This is a genomic window from Sphingopyxis indica, from assembly GCF_032879645.1.
GTDB lineage: Bacteria > Pseudomonadota > Alphaproteobacteria > Sphingomonadales > Sphingomonadaceae > Sphingopyxis > Sphingopyxis indica.
In genome coordinates, this window is sequence record NZ_CP076394.1 from 462314 (window position 1) to 480344 (window position 18031).

At 61.7% G+C, this 18031-nt stretch carries 19 protein-coding genes and 1 tRNA gene; 4 read left to right on the forward strand and 16 right to left on the reverse strand.

The features are described 5' to 3' along the window. Positions 1-33 precede the first annotated feature (33 nt). Positions 34-107: transfer RNA gene (locus KNJ79_RS02270), tRNA-Cys, on the forward strand. Positions 108-296: 189 nt separating this feature from the next. Here KNJ79_RS02270 and KNJ79_RS02275 read toward each other — a convergent pair. From KNJ79_RS02275 to KNJ79_RS02350, 16 genes are all read right to left on the reverse strand, one after another. Beyond that, a complete protein-coding gene (locus tag KNJ79_RS02275) occupies positions 297-956 on the reverse strand; it encodes a helix-turn-helix transcriptional regulator (protein WP_317152634.1) in 660 nt (219 codons plus the stop codon). A 288-nt stretch (positions 957-1244) separates the two neighbouring features. Further along, positions 1245-1739, reverse strand: a complete 495-nt coding sequence (locus KNJ79_RS02280) for a PilZ domain-containing protein (RefSeq protein ID WP_317152635.1) — start codon at positions 1737-1739, stop codon at positions 1245-1247. A gap of 56 nt (positions 1740-1795) precedes the next feature. Further along, the gene (locus KNJ79_RS02285) at positions 1796-2314 is read right to left on the reverse strand and encodes an A24 family peptidase (RefSeq protein WP_317152636.1); all 519 of its coding nucleotides are present in this window, start codon (positions 2312-2314) and stop codon (positions 1796-1798) included. After that, complete coding sequence (locus KNJ79_RS02290; RefSeq protein WP_317152637.1) at positions 2286-3167, reverse strand: tetratricopeptide repeat protein; 882 nt, start codon at positions 3165-3167, stop codon at positions 2286-2288. The genes KNJ79_RS02285 and KNJ79_RS02290 overlap by 29 nt, the downstream gene beginning before the upstream one ends. Position 3168: 1 nt before the next feature. Continuing rightward, complete coding sequence (locus KNJ79_RS02295) at positions 3169-4056, reverse strand: tetratricopeptide repeat protein (protein WP_317152638.1); 888 nt, start codon at positions 4054-4056, stop codon at positions 3169-3171. Position 4057: 1 nt separating this feature from the next. Continuing rightward, positions 4058-5038 carry a type II secretion system F family protein gene (locus KNJ79_RS02300; protein WP_317152639.1) on the reverse strand — a complete coding sequence of 327 codons (981 nt, stop codon included), beginning with the start codon at positions 5036-5038 and terminating at the stop codon, positions 4058-4060. Between the two features lies 1 nt (position 5039). Next, on the reverse strand, positions 5040-6011 hold the full coding sequence (locus KNJ79_RS02305) for a type II secretion system F family protein (RefSeq protein ID WP_317152640.1): 972 nt from the start codon (positions 6009-6011) through the stop codon (positions 5040-5042). 31 nt (positions 6012-6042) lie between these two features. After that, positions 6043-7422, reverse strand: a complete 1380-nt coding sequence (locus KNJ79_RS02310) for a CpaF family protein (protein WP_317152641.1) — start codon at positions 7420-7422, stop codon at positions 6043-6045. An 8-nt stretch (positions 7423-7430) separates the two neighbouring features. Then, a complete protein-coding gene (locus tag KNJ79_RS02315; RefSeq protein ID WP_317152642.1) occupies positions 7431-8573 on the reverse strand; it encodes an AAA family ATPase in 1143 nt (380 codons plus the stop codon). A gap of 63 nt (positions 8574-8636) precedes the next feature. Then, a complete protein-coding gene (locus KNJ79_RS02320; protein WP_317152643.1) occupies positions 8637-9254 on the reverse strand; it encodes a TadE/TadG family type IV pilus assembly protein in 618 nt (205 codons plus the stop codon). Next, positions 9251-9754 carry a TadE/TadG family type IV pilus assembly protein gene (locus KNJ79_RS02325; RefSeq protein ID WP_317152644.1) on the reverse strand — a complete coding sequence of 168 codons (504 nt, stop codon included), beginning with the start codon at positions 9752-9754 and terminating at the stop codon, positions 9251-9253. Before KNJ79_RS02325 ends, KNJ79_RS02320 begins: the two co-directional genes overlap by 4 nt. A 7-nt stretch (positions 9755-9761) precedes the next feature. Further along, the gene (locus tag KNJ79_RS02330; protein WP_317152645.1) at positions 9762-11321 is read right to left on the reverse strand and encodes a pilus assembly protein TadG-related protein; all 1560 of its coding nucleotides are present in this window, start codon (positions 11319-11321) and stop codon (positions 9762-9764) included. Between the two features lie 27 nt (positions 11322-11348). Beyond that, on the reverse strand, positions 11349-11618 hold the full coding sequence (locus KNJ79_RS02335; protein WP_317152646.1) for a hypothetical protein: 270 nt from the start codon (positions 11616-11618) through the stop codon (positions 11349-11351). Beyond that, positions 11608-13089 (reverse strand): type II and III secretion system protein family protein, encoded by a 1482-nt coding sequence (locus KNJ79_RS02340; protein ID WP_317152647.1) that lies wholly within the window; start codon positions 13087-13089, stop codon positions 11608-11610. Before KNJ79_RS02340 ends, KNJ79_RS02335 begins: the two co-directional genes overlap by 11 nt. Beyond that, the gene (gene cpaB, locus KNJ79_RS02345) at positions 13079-13960 is read right to left on the reverse strand and encodes a Flp pilus assembly protein CpaB (RefSeq protein WP_317152648.1); all 882 of its coding nucleotides are present in this window, start codon (positions 13958-13960) and stop codon (positions 13079-13081) included. The genes KNJ79_RS02340 and cpaB overlap by 11 nt, the downstream gene beginning before the upstream one ends. Positions 13961-14084: 124 nt before the next feature. Next, a complete protein-coding gene (locus tag KNJ79_RS02350) occupies positions 14085-14273 on the reverse strand; it encodes a Flp family type IVb pilin (protein ID WP_317152649.1) in 189 nt (62 codons plus the stop codon). A gap of 438 nt (positions 14274-14711) precedes the next feature. Here KNJ79_RS02350 and KNJ79_RS02355 point away from each other — a divergent pair, with 438 nt between their 5' ends. From KNJ79_RS02355 to KNJ79_RS02365, 3 genes are all read left to right on the forward strand, one after another. Beyond that, positions 14712-15503, forward strand: coding sequence for a DUF2569 family protein (locus tag KNJ79_RS02355; RefSeq protein WP_317152650.1), 792 nt, complete (start codon positions 14712-14714; stop codon positions 15501-15503). A 177-nt stretch (positions 15504-15680) separates the two neighbouring features. Next, positions 15681-16730 (forward strand): phosphatase PAP2 family protein, encoded by a 1050-nt coding sequence (locus tag KNJ79_RS02360; RefSeq protein WP_317152651.1) that lies wholly within the window; start codon positions 15681-15683, stop codon positions 16728-16730. Beyond that, on the forward strand, positions 16727-17935 hold the full coding sequence (locus KNJ79_RS02365) for an O-antigen ligase family protein (protein WP_317152652.1): 1209 nt from the start codon (positions 16727-16729) through the stop codon (positions 17933-17935). Before KNJ79_RS02360 ends, KNJ79_RS02365 begins: the two co-directional genes overlap by 4 nt. The last annotated feature ends 96 nt before the right edge of the window (positions 17936-18031 follow it).

Sequence of the window (18031 nt, forward strand, 5' to 3'; positions counted from 1 at the left end):
CGAAGCCGCTAGTGGCCCTCAAACCCGCAGAAAGGCCCGATGGCGGAGTGGTGACGCAGCGGACTGCAAATCCGTATACGCCGGTTCGATTCCGGCTCGGGCCTCCAGTATCCTGTCGGCAGACGACTGCTGATGATCCAAAAGACCCCGGTTTTCTGCTGCTTATTAAGCAGTCACTGATTGCCGGCGATCGTCTTTGATTGTCCGCAATGGCAGCCCGTTGGGGGCTTTTTTCGGGGCAGGCGCTGCCCCGAAATGCACGAGGCAGGGTCGTGAACGCAAGACAGGCCGAGCGATTATATCTCGATCATGATGTGAATCTTGTCGGCCGTCGTGCCGACAATCCTGGCAATATGCTGCTTCGCCTCCGCCAGAATCTCCGGTACGTCGGCCCTTGCGTCGCTCCCCACAAGGTCAGCAATCGACACGTCAAGGAGCCGGCTCAAGGTTTCCATCCGGCCCATTCGAGGGCGCGATCTGCCGAGTTCCCAAGCACAGACAGCAGGCTCGCTGACACCGAGAGCCTCCGCCAGATCGGCCTGTGTCAGACCCTTTCGATTCCGCAGGCGCTTCAATCTTGCGCTGAAGCGCTCTGTGGCCAGCGCCGTCGGGAGCAGATTTTCGGGCATGTCACCCGCGTCGCTACGCAGTTCGACCGCGCTCAGCGTCGCTTGCGAGATCGGTGCGGCAAAGATGCAGCCCATCTGGCCTGCGCTCGACCACACAATTTTCGCACGAACGCGTCCCGCTTGCGGGAGGTCGATGTCGATGGTTTCGCCTTTGGCGAACTCGACCTCTCCTGCGATCAGCATCCCCGCCGAGGATATGTTGAGGATGGTCAACGGAATTGCGTCGCCGTCGGGTTTTCCGCCCGTCGAAGACAGGCGCAACGTGCGCCTCGGATGGCGCCGGCGTTTGGCGGGGGCCGCGGATTCGAGATAGGCTGCAAGGGGCATAAGGGTCGTCGATTACCGATCATTCGGGCCAGGAATTAACAGGGGTCACCGGTTGCAACGCGAAGACGGCCCGGCCATCATATCCTTGCATTCTAGCGCCGAGACCAGCGATGGAGCGCACAGCCGGTCTTCCCGGGGGCTCGCACGGTCGCATTTTCCTTTCTGAATTCGCCGGCCTCTTCGCCCGGGTCGCGGATCGAGCGGCGTATGCGATCGCTCGTCGATTTGAACGCAAAAGCTGCGCGAGGCGGTCCCTTGGCAGGTCTGCCGGAAGTCCTATGGACGTCATCAGCTGAACGGCAAAAATGCCAACATGAAAGCGAATGCCGCCAGGAACAGGGAAAACAGGATTGTAATGGCATAGGTCGCGGCCAAGCTGCTCCCCTGCGGTCCTGCTGCGCGAAAATCTTCAGAGAGGCTTGCGGTGTCCCGTTCGGCCTGTTGGCGCTGGTCGATCCCGAACGAAGATTTGAGGAGTGCGGCGCTCAGGGCCCCCTGCGTTACTGGCGACAGAAACTCACAGCCGAACATGCGGCCCTGGCTTCGCCTGGCACGAGCGGGAGTGGGTCCGATCTCCGGAAGCTCGAGCCAGAATATCTCGCCGATTTCAAACGCGGCTTCGGACTCGATCAAAAGCCCGGTGCGCGAAAGATTATAAATCCGCACCGCGGAATCACGATCGAGCGAGCGCCGCGCCGTGCCGTCGAGCGCCACAAGGCGACGCGCATTTCGCCGTCTTTCTTCGCTCTTCTCGGGCGTCAGGATATGAGCGAGCAACGCCAAGCCGGGCTCCTTTGCCCGGAAAATGGCATGGGGGCCTTAATTTTGGGTTATTGAATTCAGGATGGCGACCAGGGGTAGGTCTGGAGGAGCGTCACGATTCCCCCGGCAGCTATGGCGATGCCATAAGGAATTTTGCGTTCGAACAAGCGGCGGCGATGCTCCGGTGGCCCCGAGTCGAAAGCGAGCGCACGAAAGATGTGAAAGAGCATTCGCACCACGACGACAAGCGCGCCCGTGAGCGCCGTAAGCAAGAGCAGCAAAACGGCATCGCCCAGGCCGAACCACAGCGCCACCGCCGCATAAAGTTTGGCGTCGCCGCCGCCGAACCATCTGAAATGGAAAAGAGCCATGCCGGCCGCGAGCGCGAGCGCAAAATGGGCCAGATGTGACCAGATCGGGTCGCGAAACGGAAAACCCCAAACCCAGGCCGCAAGGAAAAGCACTATCATCAGCGCCGGAAGCAAATTCGGAATCCGCAGGCTGCGAATATCGCTTGCGGTCGCGAGCAGCAGGATGGCGACAAAGGCGACTTGGAAAGCGAGCAAATCAGTCATGATGCCCCGCCGCTTCGTCATATTGCCGCCAGAGCCGCTCATCGTGGCGCGGACGTTCGAGAAGCGCCTGCGCATAGAGGGCTTCGGCCAGCTGGACGTGGCCGGCTCGGCGAGCGCCGGCCCCCGCCGACTGCAGACGCCGGCTCCACTGCATATCGTCGTCGCCTTCGGTGCGCCGGGGCAAGCGTCCGAGCATGCCGTTGGCGAAATCCAGATTCAGGGCGATTCCTGCGTCGTCGGGATGTAGCGGCGCGATGGTCGAAAATATCGCCGCCGCTTCCGCCGGAGCGTCATTTGCCAGCAAGGCAACCGCCAGGTCATTGGCGACATCGCTGCTGTGCGGGCGCAAAGAATGCGCGCGGCGTAGCGCGGCCACCGCCAGCGCTGGGCGGCCTGCCTCCAGTTCGAGCCTGCCGAACAGGCGCCAATAGGAGAAATCGTCGCGGCAATCGCCTTCCCGGCCGGCCAAATAGTCTCGGCCGGCTTCGATCCTCCCCAACCGAAACTGCGTCGTGGCGAGAGCGATCGTCCCTCGGCAGGACATGCGCTCCTCGATCGGGAGCCGATCGAGGAGCTTGGCAGCATCTTCCGAACGCCCTGTGAAAAGCAGGAGTTCGCCCCGCATGAGCAGCACCCGTCCGTCATTGTTCGCGCCCAGCCCGTCGAGCAGCACTTTGGCTTCGACCAGACGCCCGCCGTGCAACGCGTCGTCCGCAGCCTCGAGGACATCCATATGGCCCTGCACGGCATCGCCGGTCATCGCGGGCTGAGACGCGGCGAAGGCCGGTCCGACCGGCGCCGACAGCAACATGAGCAATGGCGCAAACGCACGCGCCGCCCGACGACGCGTTGCTGCCAGATCCGCGCCGTCCATATCAATCAACCCTGAACGCAGACCGCCAAAGCGCTGCGATCTGGACGGCCCGCGGGTTTCGGTTCAATTCGTCGAGATAGGCAGCCACCAGTCCCAGATATTCGGTATTCGACATCGGCTGCGCCGCTGCCGCGGGGTCGGCGATCCGACAGATGGTATTGAACGGCTGTCGGCTGATATAGACTTCACCGATGCTCAGGCGGAACATCCTGACAGGCTCTCTGGTCGACGGCGCGGCCTTCGCGCCGGTATCGCTGTCCAGGCAAAGGACCGAGGCCGCCTCCGCGACCGAGGCCGCCGGCATTGGTCCAGAGGACGGCAAGCCGGCCTGTACGAGCAGAGGGCCCAAAGTTCCGCCAAGCGGACTTTCGGTATCGACGATCTCGAAGGACGCAGCCCGAGGCGCGGCAGTCGATGCCGGCCCCCGCCCGTCGTCCGGATCGGCGGCCTGGGGCCGGTTCGCCGGAGCCGCTTCCTCGACCTCGGCCATCAATCTTTGTCGCTTCGACGAACGGCCGATACGCTCATAGAGTCTGGCCAGATTCCGGCGCGTGCGCATATCCCCCGGCCGAGCCGCCAGCGCCTCTTCGAAATAGCGCTCGGCAAGGTCGCGGCGACCGATTCCATCATATGCGATCGCAAGGCCGTTAAGGCTTTCGGGCTTCAAATCCGGGTCGCGACTTGCCGACTTGAACAATTCGATCGCCAAACCGAATTGCCGCGCGGCCAGATATGCCCGCGCCCGTGTCAGCGATGCATCGGGCGACAAATTGGCGAGCACGGGCACGTCGCGCACCTGCGGGAGCGCCGAATGCAGACGCGGGCCAAAGGAACAACCTGCTGCCGTGGCCGCGCAGACAATGAAGAATGCAGATTTTCGCAAGGCCATGTCAGCCGCCTCCTGCCAAAGCGGGCGCCACTTCGCGGATTACGCGAATGACCGCCGGGAGCATCAGAACGCCGATCATTACCGGTAACATGCATGCTACCAACGGTATCGATAGGAGAACGGGCAAGCGGTGCGCTTTCTCTTCGGCGCGCATCTTCCGTTTTTCCCTCATTTCGGCGGCGTAGACGCGCAATGTCGCAGCGATGCTCGAGCCAAGCTTGTCCGACTGGATCAACAGGGTCGCAAATGCCCTGATCTCGTCGGCCGCGGTCCGGTCCGCCATGTTGCGCAGCGCTTCCTCGCGGCTCGCGCCGGCCCGGAGTTCCAGCGTCGTGTGCGAGATCTGCTCGGCAACGAGCGGGTGCGACAGGGCCATCTCGCGCCCGACCCGGTCGAGTGCGGCTTCCAGCCCCATTCCGGCCTCGACGCAGACGAGCATCAGGTCAAGACAATCCGGGAATCCATTCAGAATTTCTTGCTGACGGCGATCGGCCTTTGCCGTCAGGAAAAGGTTGGGGACAACAAGTCCCATCAGCGCAAAAAATGCACCTTGGAGATAGAGGCTCAAAAGCGAAATCGGCTTGCCGGAAACAAACTGCGGCAGAAGGATGATGCTGGGCAGCGCGAAGATCAGGACGATGCGAACGAGGGTGAAAATCTTCGGTGCGTTTGGCGAACGAAAACCGGCCGCCAACATCCGCCGCCGCAGACCTTTTGCATCGGAGTCGGCGAGAGAGAGGCCGCCTCTTTCGATACGTTCGGCGATCTTCGCCCAGCTTCCCTGGATTGCGTCGGCCGAACGCAAAGCCTCGCGCCCCGCCTTTTCACCGCCCGAAACCGGCGTTGTCTCCAGACGTCCCAGAATTTGGCGCCGGTCCTGAAAGACGCGGATGACCGCGAAGAAGAATGAGGTGACCCCAATGAACAGAAAGGCCAGAAAAGCGGTTTTCAAAAAGGGTGAAGAGGCAAGAATCTCGGTCATATCAAACCTTCAGGTCGATCATATGCCGGATCGAGACGAAGCCGATCACATACAGCAGAATCAAACCGCCAAAGCCGATGAAGAAGATCGGATCGGTCGCCACTTCCAGGTAGAAGCCGGGATTGGTAAGAAAGAGCCCGGCGAACGCCAGGATCGGCAGGGCAGTCAGGATGATCGCGGTCATGCGTCCTTCGGAACTGAGCGCCCGCACCTTCATGAACATGCTCGCACGCTCGCGGATGACTTTGCTGAGGTTTTCGAGGATTTCGGCAAGATTTCCGCCGGTCTCCATCTGCACCGAAACCGAAACGACGAACATGTGAATGTCGGGCAGCCCCCAGCGCTCCGCCATGCGCGCCAAGGCTTCGCGGAGATCCAGACCAAAGGCGATTTCGTCGCTTACGATCCCGAATTCCGATCCGACCGGATCGTCCATTTCTTCGGTGAGCAGTTGAAGCGCGGTCGGAATAGGATGGCCTGAACGCAGACCCCGGACGAAAATGTCCAATGCGATCGGAAACTGGCTTTCCATGCGCCGTCGTCGGGCATCGGCCAGCCTGCCGATGACCATCCACGGGAGAAGAAACGCCAGAACGACGGCTATGGCGAACGCGAGCTGGACCACCCCCAGCGTGATCTGAAAGCCCGAAAGGGCCGCTCCCACGATGATCAGGCAGGCCACGGCGGCGGCACCAACCGCCATATAGGCGGCGACCTGCAGTTCGGATGCCCTGATATTGGCGGCATTGAGCGTGCGGCGGAAAGATTTCATCCACCTTGATAGCCAGGGCGGCGCGCTTGCCAGCCCGCGCGGCACCTCCTTGCGCAGCATCGCGACGACCACGTCGCGGTCAACGCCCGATTCGATCAGTCGAAGTCGTTTGTTGACGGCGCGCCGCTTGCCGCTGCGCTCGACGAACCGGCCGACCAGAAACTGCGTTATCAGCACCACAAAGGCGAACAGTGCCAGCATCGTCGCGAGGCGAAGGACAGCGTCGCCCATGTCAATCGAGCTTCCGGTCGGGGCGGAACAAGTCCGCCGGAAGGTCAATGCCATAGGCCGACAAGGTATCGAGGAACTTCGGCCTGATCCCTGTCGCCTCAAACTGTCCGAGCACATTATTGTCGGCGTCGCGCCCCATCATGCGGAATCGGAAAATATCCTGCATGGTGACGACCTCACCTTCCATGCCCGTGATTTCGGAGAGGCTCATCAATCGCCGCCGACCATCGGACAGGCGCCCGATCTGCACGACGACATTGATCGCCGAGGCGATCTGAGCTCGCGCAGCGCGCGCCGGCATGTCGACGCCGCTCATCCCGATCATCTGCTCGATGCGCGACAGGGCGTCGCGCGCCGAGTTGGCGTGAACCGTCGTCATCGATCCGTCGTGCCCCGTGTTCATGGCCTGAAGCATGTCGAAGGCCTCGCCGGCGCGGACCTCACCGACGATGATGCGGTCGGGCCGCATGCGCAGCGCGTTCTTGACGAGGTCGCGCTGCGATATTTCGCCCCGGCCTTCGATGTTCGCCGGCCGCGTTTCCAGGCGAGCCACATGCTCCTGCTGCAGCTGCAATTCCGCCGAATCCTCGATCGTGACGATACGCTCGCGCTCATCAATGAACGAGGAGACCGCGTTGAGCAGCGTGGTCTTTCCTGACCCGGTGCCGCCCGAAATCAGGATATTGCGACGGGCCTGGACGACGCCTTCGAGAACCTCGGCCACGGCTGCCGGAATGCTGCCGAGCGCGATCAGCTTCGCCATGTCGATAGGAATGCGCGCGAATTTTCGGATCGACAGCAGCGATCCGTCGATCGCGAGCGGCGGCACCACGGCGTTGACGCGCGAACCGTCCGCAAGACGCGCATCGACGAAAGGCGAGGCTTCGTCGATGCGTCGCCCGACGGCGCTCGCAATCTTCTGGATGATGCGAAAGAGATGCTTCTCGTCCTTGAAGCGCGTTTCGACTTTTTCCAGCAGCCCCATGCGCTCGACGAACACGATGTCATGGCCGTTGACCAGAATATCGGTGATCGTTTCGTCCTGCAGCAGGGGTTCGAGGGGGCCTAGTCCGAGCAGTTCGTCGAGTACATCGGATACCATCGCCCGCCGTTCATTGGCATTGAGCGCCATCCGGTGACGCTTGATGATGTCCGTGATGAGTTCGCCGGCTTCGGCGTCGATCTGTGCTCGCGAAAGTTTTTCGAGCTGCGCGAGATTGATTTCGTCAAGCAGCTCGCGATGGACCTGGACCTTGAACGACAGCAGATCCGCCTGGCGATCATCCCGCACCTCGCCATGTCTCGCGGCGGCGAATTCGACGGGTTCGGGCGCCGGTTCGGATACGGCGCCGGAACTCTTCTGTTTTTGAAGCTGCCACATTGCCACGGTCAATTCCTGTCCAAACGGTCACCGATCGCGTCGGCCAGCGCGGCGAGGTCGATCGCAACACGATTCTTGCGCGCGACATCCCCGACAAGAACGCCTTGATCGTGCGCGGATTGGACCACCGGGTAATCGCTATGAACGGTGGCGAGGATCGGGTAGCGGAGCGCATCTTCGGCATCCTTGACACTGATGGTCCGGAAAAGCCGCTTTTCGACGCGATTGGCGACGATCGCGATCCGCGAGCGTTCGATTCCCGTTTCCTCGAAAAGCTGAATACGCCGCCGGGCCTGCCGCAGGCTCCCGATCGACAGATCGACGACCAGCAGGATCAGATCGGCCTTGTCGATCGCCGAGAGTGTCCAGTTCGCCCAATTGCCCGGCAAGTCGAGAACGACATGATCATATTCCTCGCGAGCGACCTGCAACACGCGAAGCAACTGGTCCGTATCGATCGATTCCAGCGGCGCGATCCGCTCGGGCGCCGCCACGACGGCGACGCCGCCCGCATTGCTCGCGGCGACGGTTCGCAGCAACTGGCCGTCAACGCGCTGACCGGCAAGCAGGAGATCGTCCATCGTCAGCGTCGCGGTCGCCCCGAGATAGGACGCCGCATTGCCGAACTGCAAATCGAGATCGACGAGGCAGCAGCCGCGTGCTCCGCCCTTCTGCCCCAGATAATGAGCGATATGCGTGGCGACCGTGGTCGCGCCGATGCCGCCAACACTTTGCGCCACGGCAATGATCGGCGCCAACCGCGGCGCCGGCACATGCGATTTCGTCGTGGAAGCGAGCAGGTTGGTAACCGCGTCGCCGAACTCGGCCCGATCGATGGGAAGCGCGATCACATCGTCGACGCCCTGGCGGATCAGCGCGCGCGTCGTGGCCAGATCCGCATCGCGCATGGCGACGATCAGCGGCAGCTTTGGCGCGTGCGCGCGGAGCGCCTGCAACCGCTGCATCGAACGCGGGTCGTGGCCGCGCAATTCGACGATCAGCAGCGCGGCGTCGCCGATCTGGTCCGCGCTGATCGGCTCGCCGGCATCGAGAAGGACGAGTCCGACGGACAGTTCGGGATAATCGCTTTGCGACATGGCCGAACGGGAAAATTCGTCCGCGGAAATGATGAGCTTGATTTTGCCGTCCAAATCCAAGGATCCATTTCCCTCAAGAGAGCCGAAATTTTCATTTTTTCCCATCGATCGTTCCTTTCAGTTCGACCAATCGCCGTCGCCGTCTTCCATCGTCAGCGAATAGCTGAAGTCGGGAAGAGCGATCGAACCGCCGAACAGGATCAGCGTGATCGGGACGAATTGCATGTTCTGAAGGCGCACCGAGATGATCGGGGCGACGTCCGGGCCATTGGGGTCGCCGGCGAAACCGAGCCCCGAATAGCGATAGTCGACGACGACGTTGCCGGCCGCGATGCCCGGCATGATATCGTTCATCCGGTCGACCAGGTTCGTGAAGGCGTCATTGTCGGCCGTCGTCAGAAAATTGCACGTTCCCAAACAGGTGCAACTTGCCGATATGCCATTGCTCGTGCAACTGAGGCCGGGGAACGCCGTTTCCGGAACCGGGGTCCCGGCCGGAATCAAATCATCCCCCGTGGCAAAGCTGTAATCGCGAAGATCGCTGGCGATGATATCGGTCGCCGCCGCCCAGCGCGCGCCGATCTGTGTCGCCTTCTCTGCCCGGTTGATTTCCCACGCATAGCGGCCGACGTCGATGAGGCCGAGCAGGAACAGCAGGATCAGCGGCAGGACCAGCGCGAATTCGGCGGCCGGGCCGCCCCGCTCGTCATGCCAGAGATTCGACCGCCGGATCATGATCCCATCACCGCGGCATTGGCGCTCGCCTGAACGACGGCACCCTTGGTGTCGAAACCCAGCGTCGCGAAGAACGACGGATAGGGAACCGTCGCGGAAACGGTTACGTGAATGGCCCCGTCCGGCTGCTTTTCATAGAGGCCGCCGGCGGTATAGGTGTCCGCCACGGGCGCCTGGCATGCGACGCTCACGGTCACGTCATCGTCGCTCCAACCTGAGATTTTTGCGGTACCCGACGAAAGCTGCCCCGTCCGCGTCAGATTCTTGATCTGCGTTTCGAGGTCCGAATCGACGCCGTCGCAGGTATAGAGGCTGAACGACTGGCGTCCCGCGAACCGCGCGCCGTCGCGGACGCCCTTGATGACCTTCTGCTCGGTCCACAGATAGGCGCCGGCTTCGAAGCTGCCGAATAGGATCACGAGCAGCAACGGCAGGATGAGCGCCAGCTCGGCGGCGGCGGCGGCGCGGTTGCAAGCGGTGAATTGTCGGACGATTCCCATTGTGCCGTCACTCGATCAGGTAGGGAATGTCGCGGCGCACCGTGTTGTCGGTCGTGCCGCCGCCGCCGCCGAGGCGGGTTTCGCCGATGATTTCGCCATAGACATCCTTGTCGCTGGTCCGGTCGCGCGCAAATGAGGGTTCCACCAGAAACATGTCGATCCATTGCGTGACATGAACCCCCGACTTGCGCCCCGACAGCCCTTCCGCGCCGCAGTTGATGACCGCCACCGACAGGACCCGCCGGTCGGGAACCGTTTCGGAGCCGACGATTCCCGGCGGTGAACAGGATGGCGTGCCGTCAGAGAAGTTTCCGTTACCCGCAGCCTGACGGTCGAGGGGCTGCAAGCCGCCCGCCTCGAGCTGCTGCTCCACTTCCCACTTGTAGACGTCATAGCGTTTGGGCGTATCCGTCCCGAAGGTGGCAAGGGGGGAGAAACCCGCGCCATAGGTTGCCTTGTTCGATTCGAAATAGGCTGCCCGGTCCCAGTCGCCGTCGCCGATGCGACCCCCGCAATTCATGGGGCTGACCGCGTGGCATATGTCGCGCGGAAAGCCCATCGGCGCCAGCTTGGCCCGGTCCGCCGCGCTCAGATAGCCGCTGGAAGGCAGATACCGGGCGCCTGAGGCAGGCTGCACCCAGGTATTGCCGTTGCATTTTCCGTTCCCGTTGCCGCGCACCAGATCCTTGCGCGTATTATACGCCGGCGGGCAATATTCGCCGTCCTTGCCGCAGGCGTTGTTCAGCCCGTTGGCATAGACGTCGAAGCGGGTGTTCAAGGCGTCGCGCACCTTCGACATGGCGCCGGGCTCGGTCGTCACGCCGTCGATCGAGATGCAGTTTCCCGGCGGCGCTTCGCGTCCCATCGCTTCCGCCAGCGCCTGCGCACCCTGATCGGCCTTGTCGTTGACCGGATCGGAGATATTGCTGGCGAGGAATCCGAAATTCCCCGGGGCATAGCCGCCATCCGCAATCAGCAACATGCCGTCGCCGATATAGTTGTCGACCGTGAAGTCGGGGTCGGTCGCCTCGGCCGGATTGCACATCATGACCGGCGGCACCTTGCAGATCGCGGAGCCTACACCGGCAAATGCCAATGCGCCGAGATCACCCCTCATGGCCCCCGCAAGCGGGGTGAAGGCGTAATTGGCCGTCCGCGCTCCGATTTCCACCTCGATGAAATGGGCGTTGCTATCGTCGTCTGCGGCCTGCGTCTTGCCCTTGTCCTGCCAGAAGCGGATGTTGCCGTCGGCGTCGCAATCGGGCTCCGGCGCCAGCGTCACGGCGGTGCCGTCCCCATCGTTCGCCAGCAAGGTCATGTTGGCGACGAGCGTCGAGGCGGCGGCGGATGCGCGCATACAGGTCCCGACTTTCCCGTCGAGCTGCGAGGCGCCCGCCAGCGCCGCCTGGTCGGCGGCATTCTGCAATTCGCTGTCCATGCCCGCGAGGCGCGCATAATCGAAGCCGAGGCCGCCGATGGCGACGAGGGCGAAGAGCGACAGGCCGAATACCGCAGCCGTCGCTCCGCTTTCATCCTTCAGCAATCGCTTCGATCGCACCCTCCGCATGATGCCAACTCCCCACCGGCTCCATCGTCACTTTGGCGAACCCGAAGAGCCCGATTGCCCCGACGTCGTTCGAATGCCGACCGGCTTTTTGACCCTGTCGGTTCGATAGCGCTCGACCGCGGCTCCCGCCTTGGCGCCGTCGGTGGTTGGAATCGGATCGTCATATTGCGGGTCGGGGTCGACGACCTGGGCCGCCATCGTCGTCCGCACGGCATTGCCAAGCGTGACGTCGGTCGGCGTGCAGCCGGCGATCAGCGAAAGGGCGGCACCCGCCGCCAATGGCCGCCTAAAATTCATAATCGTCTCCCGTCGTTTGCGCCGGCGCGGGCGCAGCGGCCGGTTTCGGCGCCGGGTCCATCTGCTGCTGCACCGGCGGAATCGGCGGCACAGCGTTATCGGTGCGCCCCATAAGGAAGAGGTCAAGTTCGGTCGGATCGCCAACCCGGTCGGTCGGCAATGCGACCTGCGCGGGTTTGATCGGCTGCACCAGCCGCGGCGTGACGACGATCAGCAATTCGGTTTCGCCGCGTTTGAACCCCGACGACCGGAACAGCGACCCGATGATCGGGATCGAGCCGAGCAGCGGCACCTGGCGAACCGTCGTCGAAAAATCCTGTCGGATCAGCCCGGCGATCGCAAAGGATTCGCCGTCGCGCAGCTCGAGCGTGGTCGAAGCGCGCCGCGTCTGCAGCCCGGGAATGGTAATGTCGTTGAGCACGATCGAGGCGCTGGGGTCGATCGAACTGACCTCGGGCTCGACCACGAGATTGATGATCCCGTCGGCAAGAATCGTCGGAGTGAAGCCCAGGCTGACGCCGAACGGCTTGAACTCGATCGAGATCCCCTGGCTTCCCCCGTTGCTGCCGCCGGTTCCCGAGCCGCTCTGCACGACCGGAATCGGGAATTCCCCGCCCGCCAGGAACGAAGCCCGCTCGCCCGAGAGCGCGACGAGAGTCGGTTCGGCAAGCGTCTTGGCCAGACCCTTGCTTTCGAGGCTGTCGAGCACGCCGAGAATATCGAGGCCGCCGATGCTGAAGGCGTGCCGGACGATGCCGAAGCTGTCGGTAATGGCCCCCAGACGGAGCACGCCTTCGCCCGTGTCGGGGTCGGGAACAAGCTGTGCGCCATTGCCCAGCACGCCGTCCCAGCTGCCCGATTCGTTGCGGAAGAAGCTCCGGACGCCGATCTCCTTGCCGCTCTGGCGATTGATCTCGGAAAAGCGGACCTCCAGCATGACCTGCTGGCTCGACCCGATACCCATCATGTTGACGACCTTGTCGCCCGCATAGGTGCCCGCAATCTGGACCGCATTCTGTGCCGCCGCGGCATTGCTGACCACACCCGAGAGGACCACGGCATCGTTCGAGATGCGCGCGTCGACATTTTCCCCGGGCATCAGCTCGGCGAGCTGACGGCGCAGTGTCACGACATCGGGGCCGACCGCGACGTCGACGATGGTGATGACGCGCCCGCCCTTGTCGAAGATTGTCAGGCTGGTCGTCCCCATCTTCTTGCCAAGGACATAGACCGACCGATCCGAGATCGGCATGATGTCGGCGATTTCATCCGACCCGATCATCGCACGGGCAAAGGGACGGTCGAGCGTGACGGTCTGACTCTTGTTCAGCGGCACGTCGAGCTGACCGGCATGGACGCCGTTCGCGGCGCTGTTGAACTGAGCCTGAGCAGGCAGCGCCAGAGTGGCCAGCGCGAGCGCCGGGGGCGCCGCCAGCATACGCATCAGGATGCGGTGGTGATTACGAGCCATGGCGTTTGACCTCATAAACGGTGGGCTTGGTGCCACGGACGATTTCCACGGTCGGACCGGAAAGACGCGGCGGAAGCGAAGGGCGCGATGCGTGGGCACGCGGCGCCGGCGCTTCGGAATAAAATCCGGGCGGCAGATCGGCCAAAGCCGGCGACTGGGCGCGCCGTGACCGCCATCCGCTGCCGAGATCGCCTTGCGTGATCGTCATATTGGCACCGTCCTCGATGCTGGTGACGTTGCGCAGCGCGAGCGACAGCGTGCCGACGGATTGTGCCAGTGCCAGCTTTTGTGCGCTGACGGGGTCGACCTCGAGCGTCGCGGTCTTCGCGACCTTGGGTTCGGTCTTGCTCTCGTCGGCGCGCTGGTCGATCGCGATCACGCGGATCTTTTCGAGCAGTATATCGGTGGTCTTGTCGTCGCGGCCCGCCCCGTCGCCGTCCATCTGCCGCGTCAACAGGACGTCGACGACGTCGCCGGGCGTCACCAGTCCCCCGACGCCGGTCACATCGTTGACGCGCACCGCGATGGCGCGCATGCCCTGGGGGAGCAGGTCCGAAATGCTCGCGCGGCCATCGCTGCCGCTGATTTTCGAAGAAAGAATGGGTTCGCCGACCGCAATCGGCCGCAGCGCGACGCGCGGGCCGCGCGGATTGTCGACGACGCCGATCGACGTCCTGAACACCCCCGCCGGAAGCGAACTGGCGGGCCAGCCGACCAGTTTCGTGTTCTGCGCCGTCAGCACGGTGCCGAAGGCGAGCGGCTGCGTGGCCACCAGCACCTGCACCAGCTTGAGCTGTTCGACCTGGCGTTGCTGCCGTTCTGCGATGCCGCGAAAATATGTGTTCGCCAGAAAGACGACAAATAGGCCCAAAAGGACCGCGATGCCCAATATGATTGGCGTTCGTCTCGATGCCACCGTCAAGCCCCCCCCTTAACTAGCGACTCCCCAGCTATGCTACCCCACCGGAACTCTGTCCGGTGGGGATGAGCTGGTCTTAGCAGCCGCCGGTAGTCGGGCCGTTTTCGATGCAAGTGGTGGCCGTCTGCATCGCGCCGCTGATCGCGCCGCCCAGAGCGAAAGCCGCGCCGGCAATGCCCGTGCCGACGATCGCGAGGATCAGTGCATATTCCGCGGCCGAAGCGCCGCTTTCGTCACGGACGAAATCTTTCAGAAAATTCTTCATGGTCTGACTCCTAAAATCGCACCGCATCCTGGCGGTGATGTCTGCCCTCCCCCCCCATGGAGTCGGCCAGACATTCCAGCTGAAGGAGTGCATAGGAACCGACGCGACCCGGTATTGAACTCTCCGGCTGGCGCCGGTTCAACCTGTCAATGCGGTCCTCAGCAAGGAACGGCCCGATTCAACCCAATTCCGTGTCAACCGTCAACAGAATATTAACTTGTATTCACAAAAACTTAACTTTTATTTTCTGTTAACCATTCCGTTCAAAACGGCCGCAAAATGGTTAATGCCCCCAAGGACTTGAACTTGATTCGAGCCTGAGTCGAAAAGTTCCGGTCCGCCCAAAATCCGATCGACGAACCGGTGACCGCAACTTCCGGATACCGTTCCTTAACCAAGAGAGTTTACAGCAGATCGGAATTGGAGGAAGTAATGGCCATGACGAACGCGGCATTTGCGCGTATTCAGGCGAACCTCTACGCCAGGAGCGTCCGGTTCGTCGCGCCTCTCGAGGACAAGGTCCGATCGCTCCTGCTCGGCTGGATCGTCGTGGTGACCCTCGCCTGCCTGACGCGCACGATGTTTCCCGTCGTGCCCGGCAGCGGGACCGCCTCATGGCTCCTCCTCGTCGTGCCGCACGGTCTGATCATGGCCAGCCCCTTTCTTGCCTATTGGGCCGCCAATGCCGCCTTTCCGCGCGGTGTCGATTTCGCGCAGCCCGAGATACGGCTGGCGCTTGTCGGCAAATGGCGCAAGCTCGATGCGCTGTCGGTGCGCGACCATCGCGCATTCGGCCCGACCGGCCTGATGGCCTCGCTGCTGCTCGGCATGCTGTTGAACGTCCCCGTGCGCACCGCCGAATTCATGGCCGCGGTTCCGGCGATGACGAGCACCGCGCCCTTGTGGGGCCAGATGATCTATCTGGGGATGGCGGCCGACCTGATCGTCATGAACTTCCTCTACACGCTCTGCTTCTTCATGGCGCTGCGCCGCATGCCCTATTTCCCGCGCGTCCTGCTGCTGGCCTGGGGCATCGACGTCGTCTCCCAACTGCTGATCGCTCATTATATCAGCGGCGCACCCCACCTGCCGGCGGCGGTTGGCGAAGCGATCCAGCCGCTCCTCACCAGCAATATCAAGAAAGTCTTCATCAGCGTCGTGATCTGGCTCCCCTATCTGTTGCTGTCGGAACGGGTGAATGTAACCTATCGCTGGCGTCAGCCAGCGTAGGCACGCTGCGCTCCGTCGGAAAGGTTCGCCGTCCGCGTTAGCTGGACCCGTCGCGCCTTCTCGCTGCCCATCCAACCGGTCGGCGGTGTCGCACACCCCAAACCGAAATCGTCTTGCCAGCACCATTTTTCAGACTATTAATATGCTTTCGGCAGGCGCTAGGGGGAGCGAGCCGTAATGTCTGGCGAAGCGCGGTTCAGCTTTTTCTTTCTTGGCGTAATCGGCGTCTTTGGACTTGCGTTGCTTTCCAAAGGAATTTGGCCATTCGCCTTTGGTACAATTGCTCTTAACGCCGCCCTGTTCATGTCCGGGTGGATATTGATAGCGATTACTCATTGCCTGCCTGAGCTTGTTCGCGAGCGTCCCGACTATCCGATTCGACACCTTTGGAAGACAGAACTAGGTCCAGAGTATCGTAGGAGATTCAATCAATCTTGGCCGATTCTGGCAGTGTCAATTCTCTTCTTTTCTATCTTTTCTATGATGAAGAGTGCGATACCATTATTCAATGATTTCAGTTGGGACGCGAGATTCATCGCGTGGGACCATTATCTGCACGGGAAAGATCCATGGCGGATCCTGCAACCCTTCGTCGGCTATCCGCTAATCACCTCTTTGCTTTCTGTCGCCTACCACACGTGGATTCTCTTGATCTATGTCGGAACAATCTATTTCGCGCTCTACGTGACCGACCGAAGACTCCGGCTTCGTTTCTTTATATCGAGCTTCGGCATATGGACGATAAATGGCGTCGTTCTCGCCATCATCTTCTCGTCCGTCGGACCATGCTTTGTGGGGCCGTTGCTTGGCAACGATCACTATGCCGCGCAAATGACTTATCTCCGCCAAGCAAATGAGAGCTTTCCCATTCTCGTTCTTCCCGTCCAGCAATTGCTTCTGGACTGGCAACTGCACGGGTCGCATGGTCTCGGTCGTGGAATCACCGCGATGCCTTCCATGCATGTGGCCCTTGCTTTTCTCTTTTTTCTGGCAGTCAGGCAGATAAGCCACCGCCTTGGCCTATGTTTTCTGGTCTTCCTCCTGATCATTATGATCGGCTCGGTTCATCTAGCCTATCACTATGCGATTGACGCCTACGCTTCGCTCTTCGTCACCTTTCTCGTTTGGACGGCAAGCAGTGTCGCGATGAGGGGCATCGAGAGCGAAGGGGGAGCAGCGAAGCCACCATCGGCCGCCGCAACGGCTAAGTGTGGAGCGACCGAATGAGCAATGCAGGCAATTCGGGAACGCCGGTTCGACCGATTGCGCTTACAATCGGCCTTGCGCCCGCGGTCTTGTTCGTCTTGACCATGGGGCAAGACCTATCGGATTATCAGTCCATCATGAAAACCTTGGCGATGCCGGTCCTGGTCGTCGAGATCGCGATCGCATCCCTCGTCGCTCCACGGCTCAAGTCCGTTCCACACGCGCCGTTGCCAATCGTTCTCTGCCTGATCGCCTTGGGACTAATCGCACTCGTAACTGCAGCCACGGCGGACGATAGGACCGTAAGTCTCCTCAAAACCGCAATCTGGTTTGTTCACTTGGCCTTCGCATTCAGCATATACTGCCTCTTTCGATCTGGCGGGTGCATCGACGCGAATATTCTTGCTCGAGATATCGCTTTCGGGTTCATATTATTTACCTGCCTTGCGCTCGTTTATGCCGCAAGCAACCGCGAAGCAGATTATAATTGGACGTTGTACTTTCCGGCTTATAGTTGGATCCGATGGTATGGCTATTACGCGGCAGCCGTCACAGGTCTCTGTTTGTGGGGATGGGTCAGGGGCGACAAGGTCAGCGGCGCGATCGCCGCATTTGCACTAGGCGCGGCACTCTGGACTGGATCACGCGGAACGCTTGTAGCCATCGTGGGCGGCTACGGCTGTAGCTATCTGCTGTTTCGGTTTGCAAGAAACGGAATCTCCCATATTTTTGCTGTCGTCATTGCAGGAGTGCTGCTGTCGACTGCATTGGCTGCCCTCGTTCCGCTTGGGGATTTCGGCCCCCAACGTTTGATTGGCGACGATGCGGACAGTGGCCGCGTTGCCATTTGGGCCAAGGCGCTACAAGTTGTGCTTCAGCGTCCTTGGTTTGGTTGGGGCGAATCCCAGTTCGCTGCCCGGTTTCCCGAAATGAATCTCGTTCAGCCGCATAACGTCTTTCTGCAAATCCTCTTGTCCTGGGGTTTCGTCGGCGCGGGCCTTGTCGCGATCCTGTCGATCTGGCTGGGATGCAAAGTCTATCGGGCGGTCAACGAGCAAAATGCGGCATTCTTGCTGGCTGCCATGAATATCGCGGTATTTTCACTGTTCGACGGCAGCCTCTATCATGTCCAGTCGGTCTCGATCTTCGCCCTGTGCATTGCTGTCGTTCTCGCCACGAAGTCCGGCGATGCCGCCGGCGGCTGCCGGGCGCCGCAGCCCGGCTGAGCGCGCACCGGCAGCCGGTCGTTCGCTTGCTCCCAAACGCACGGATTTTACTTCGCTTTCCTTTCGATGCCGTGCCGAAAAGGGACGACGATCGGA

Bases quoted from the DNA above. Each gene is read 5' to 3' on its own strand.
- KNJ79_RS02275 (WP_317152634.1), bottom strand. From the start codon at position 956: ATGCCCCTTGCAGCCTATCTCGAATCCGCGGCCCCCGCCAAACGCCGG.
- KNJ79_RS02285 (WP_317152636.1), bottom strand. From the start codon at position 2,314: ATGACGAAGCGGCGGGGCATCATGACTGATTTGCTCGCTTTCCAAGTC.
- KNJ79_RS02290 (WP_317152637.1), bottom strand. From the start codon at position 3,167: ATGGACGGCGCGGATCTGGCAGCAACGCGTCGTCGGGCGGCGCGTGCG.
- KNJ79_RS02295 (WP_317152638.1), bottom strand. From the start codon at position 4,056: ATGGCCTTGCGAAAATCTGCATTCTTCATTGTCTGCGCGGCCACGGCA.
- KNJ79_RS02300 (WP_317152639.1), bottom strand. From the start codon at position 5,038: ATGACCGAGATTCTTGCCTCTTCACCCTTTTTGAAAACCGCTTTTCTG.
- KNJ79_RS02305 (WP_317152640.1), bottom strand. From the start codon at position 6,011: ATGCTGGCACTGTTCGCCTTTGTGGTGCTGATAACGCAGTTTCTGGTC.
- KNJ79_RS02310 (WP_317152641.1), bottom strand. From the start codon at position 7,422: ATGTGGCAGCTTCAAAAACAGAAGAGTTCCGGCGCCGTATCCGAACCG.
- KNJ79_RS02320 (WP_317152643.1), bottom strand. From the start codon at position 9,254: ATGATCCGGCGGTCGAATCTCTGGCATGACGAGCGGGGCGGCCCGGCC.
- KNJ79_RS02325 (WP_317152644.1), bottom strand. From the start codon at position 9,754: ATGGGAATCGTCCGACAATTCACCGCTTGCAACCGCGCCGCCGCCGCC.
- KNJ79_RS02330 (WP_317152645.1), bottom strand. From the start codon at position 11,321: ATGCGGAGGGTGCGATCGAAGCGATTGCTGAAGGATGAAAGCGGAGCG.
- KNJ79_RS02335 (WP_317152646.1), bottom strand. From the start codon at position 11,618: ATGAATTTTAGGCGGCCATTGGCGGCGGGTGCCGCCCTTTCGCTGATC.
- KNJ79_RS02340 (WP_317152647.1), bottom strand. From the start codon at position 13,089: ATGGCTCGTAATCACCACCGCATCCTGATGCGTATGCTGGCGGCGCCC.
- KNJ79_RS02350 (WP_317152649.1), bottom strand. From the start codon at position 14,273: ATGAAGAATTTTCTGAAAGATTTCGTCCGTGACGAAAGCGGCGCTTCG.
- KNJ79_RS02355 (WP_317152650.1), top strand. From the start codon at position 14,712: ATGACGAACGCGGCATTTGCGCGTATTCAGGCGAACCTCTACGCCAGG.
- KNJ79_RS02360 (WP_317152651.1), top strand. From the start codon at position 15,681: ATGTCTGGCGAAGCGCGGTTCAGCTTTTTCTTTCTTGGCGTAATCGGC.
- KNJ79_RS02365 (WP_317152652.1), top strand. From the start codon at position 16,727: ATGAGCAATGCAGGCAATTCGGGAACGCCGGTTCGACCGATTGCGCTT.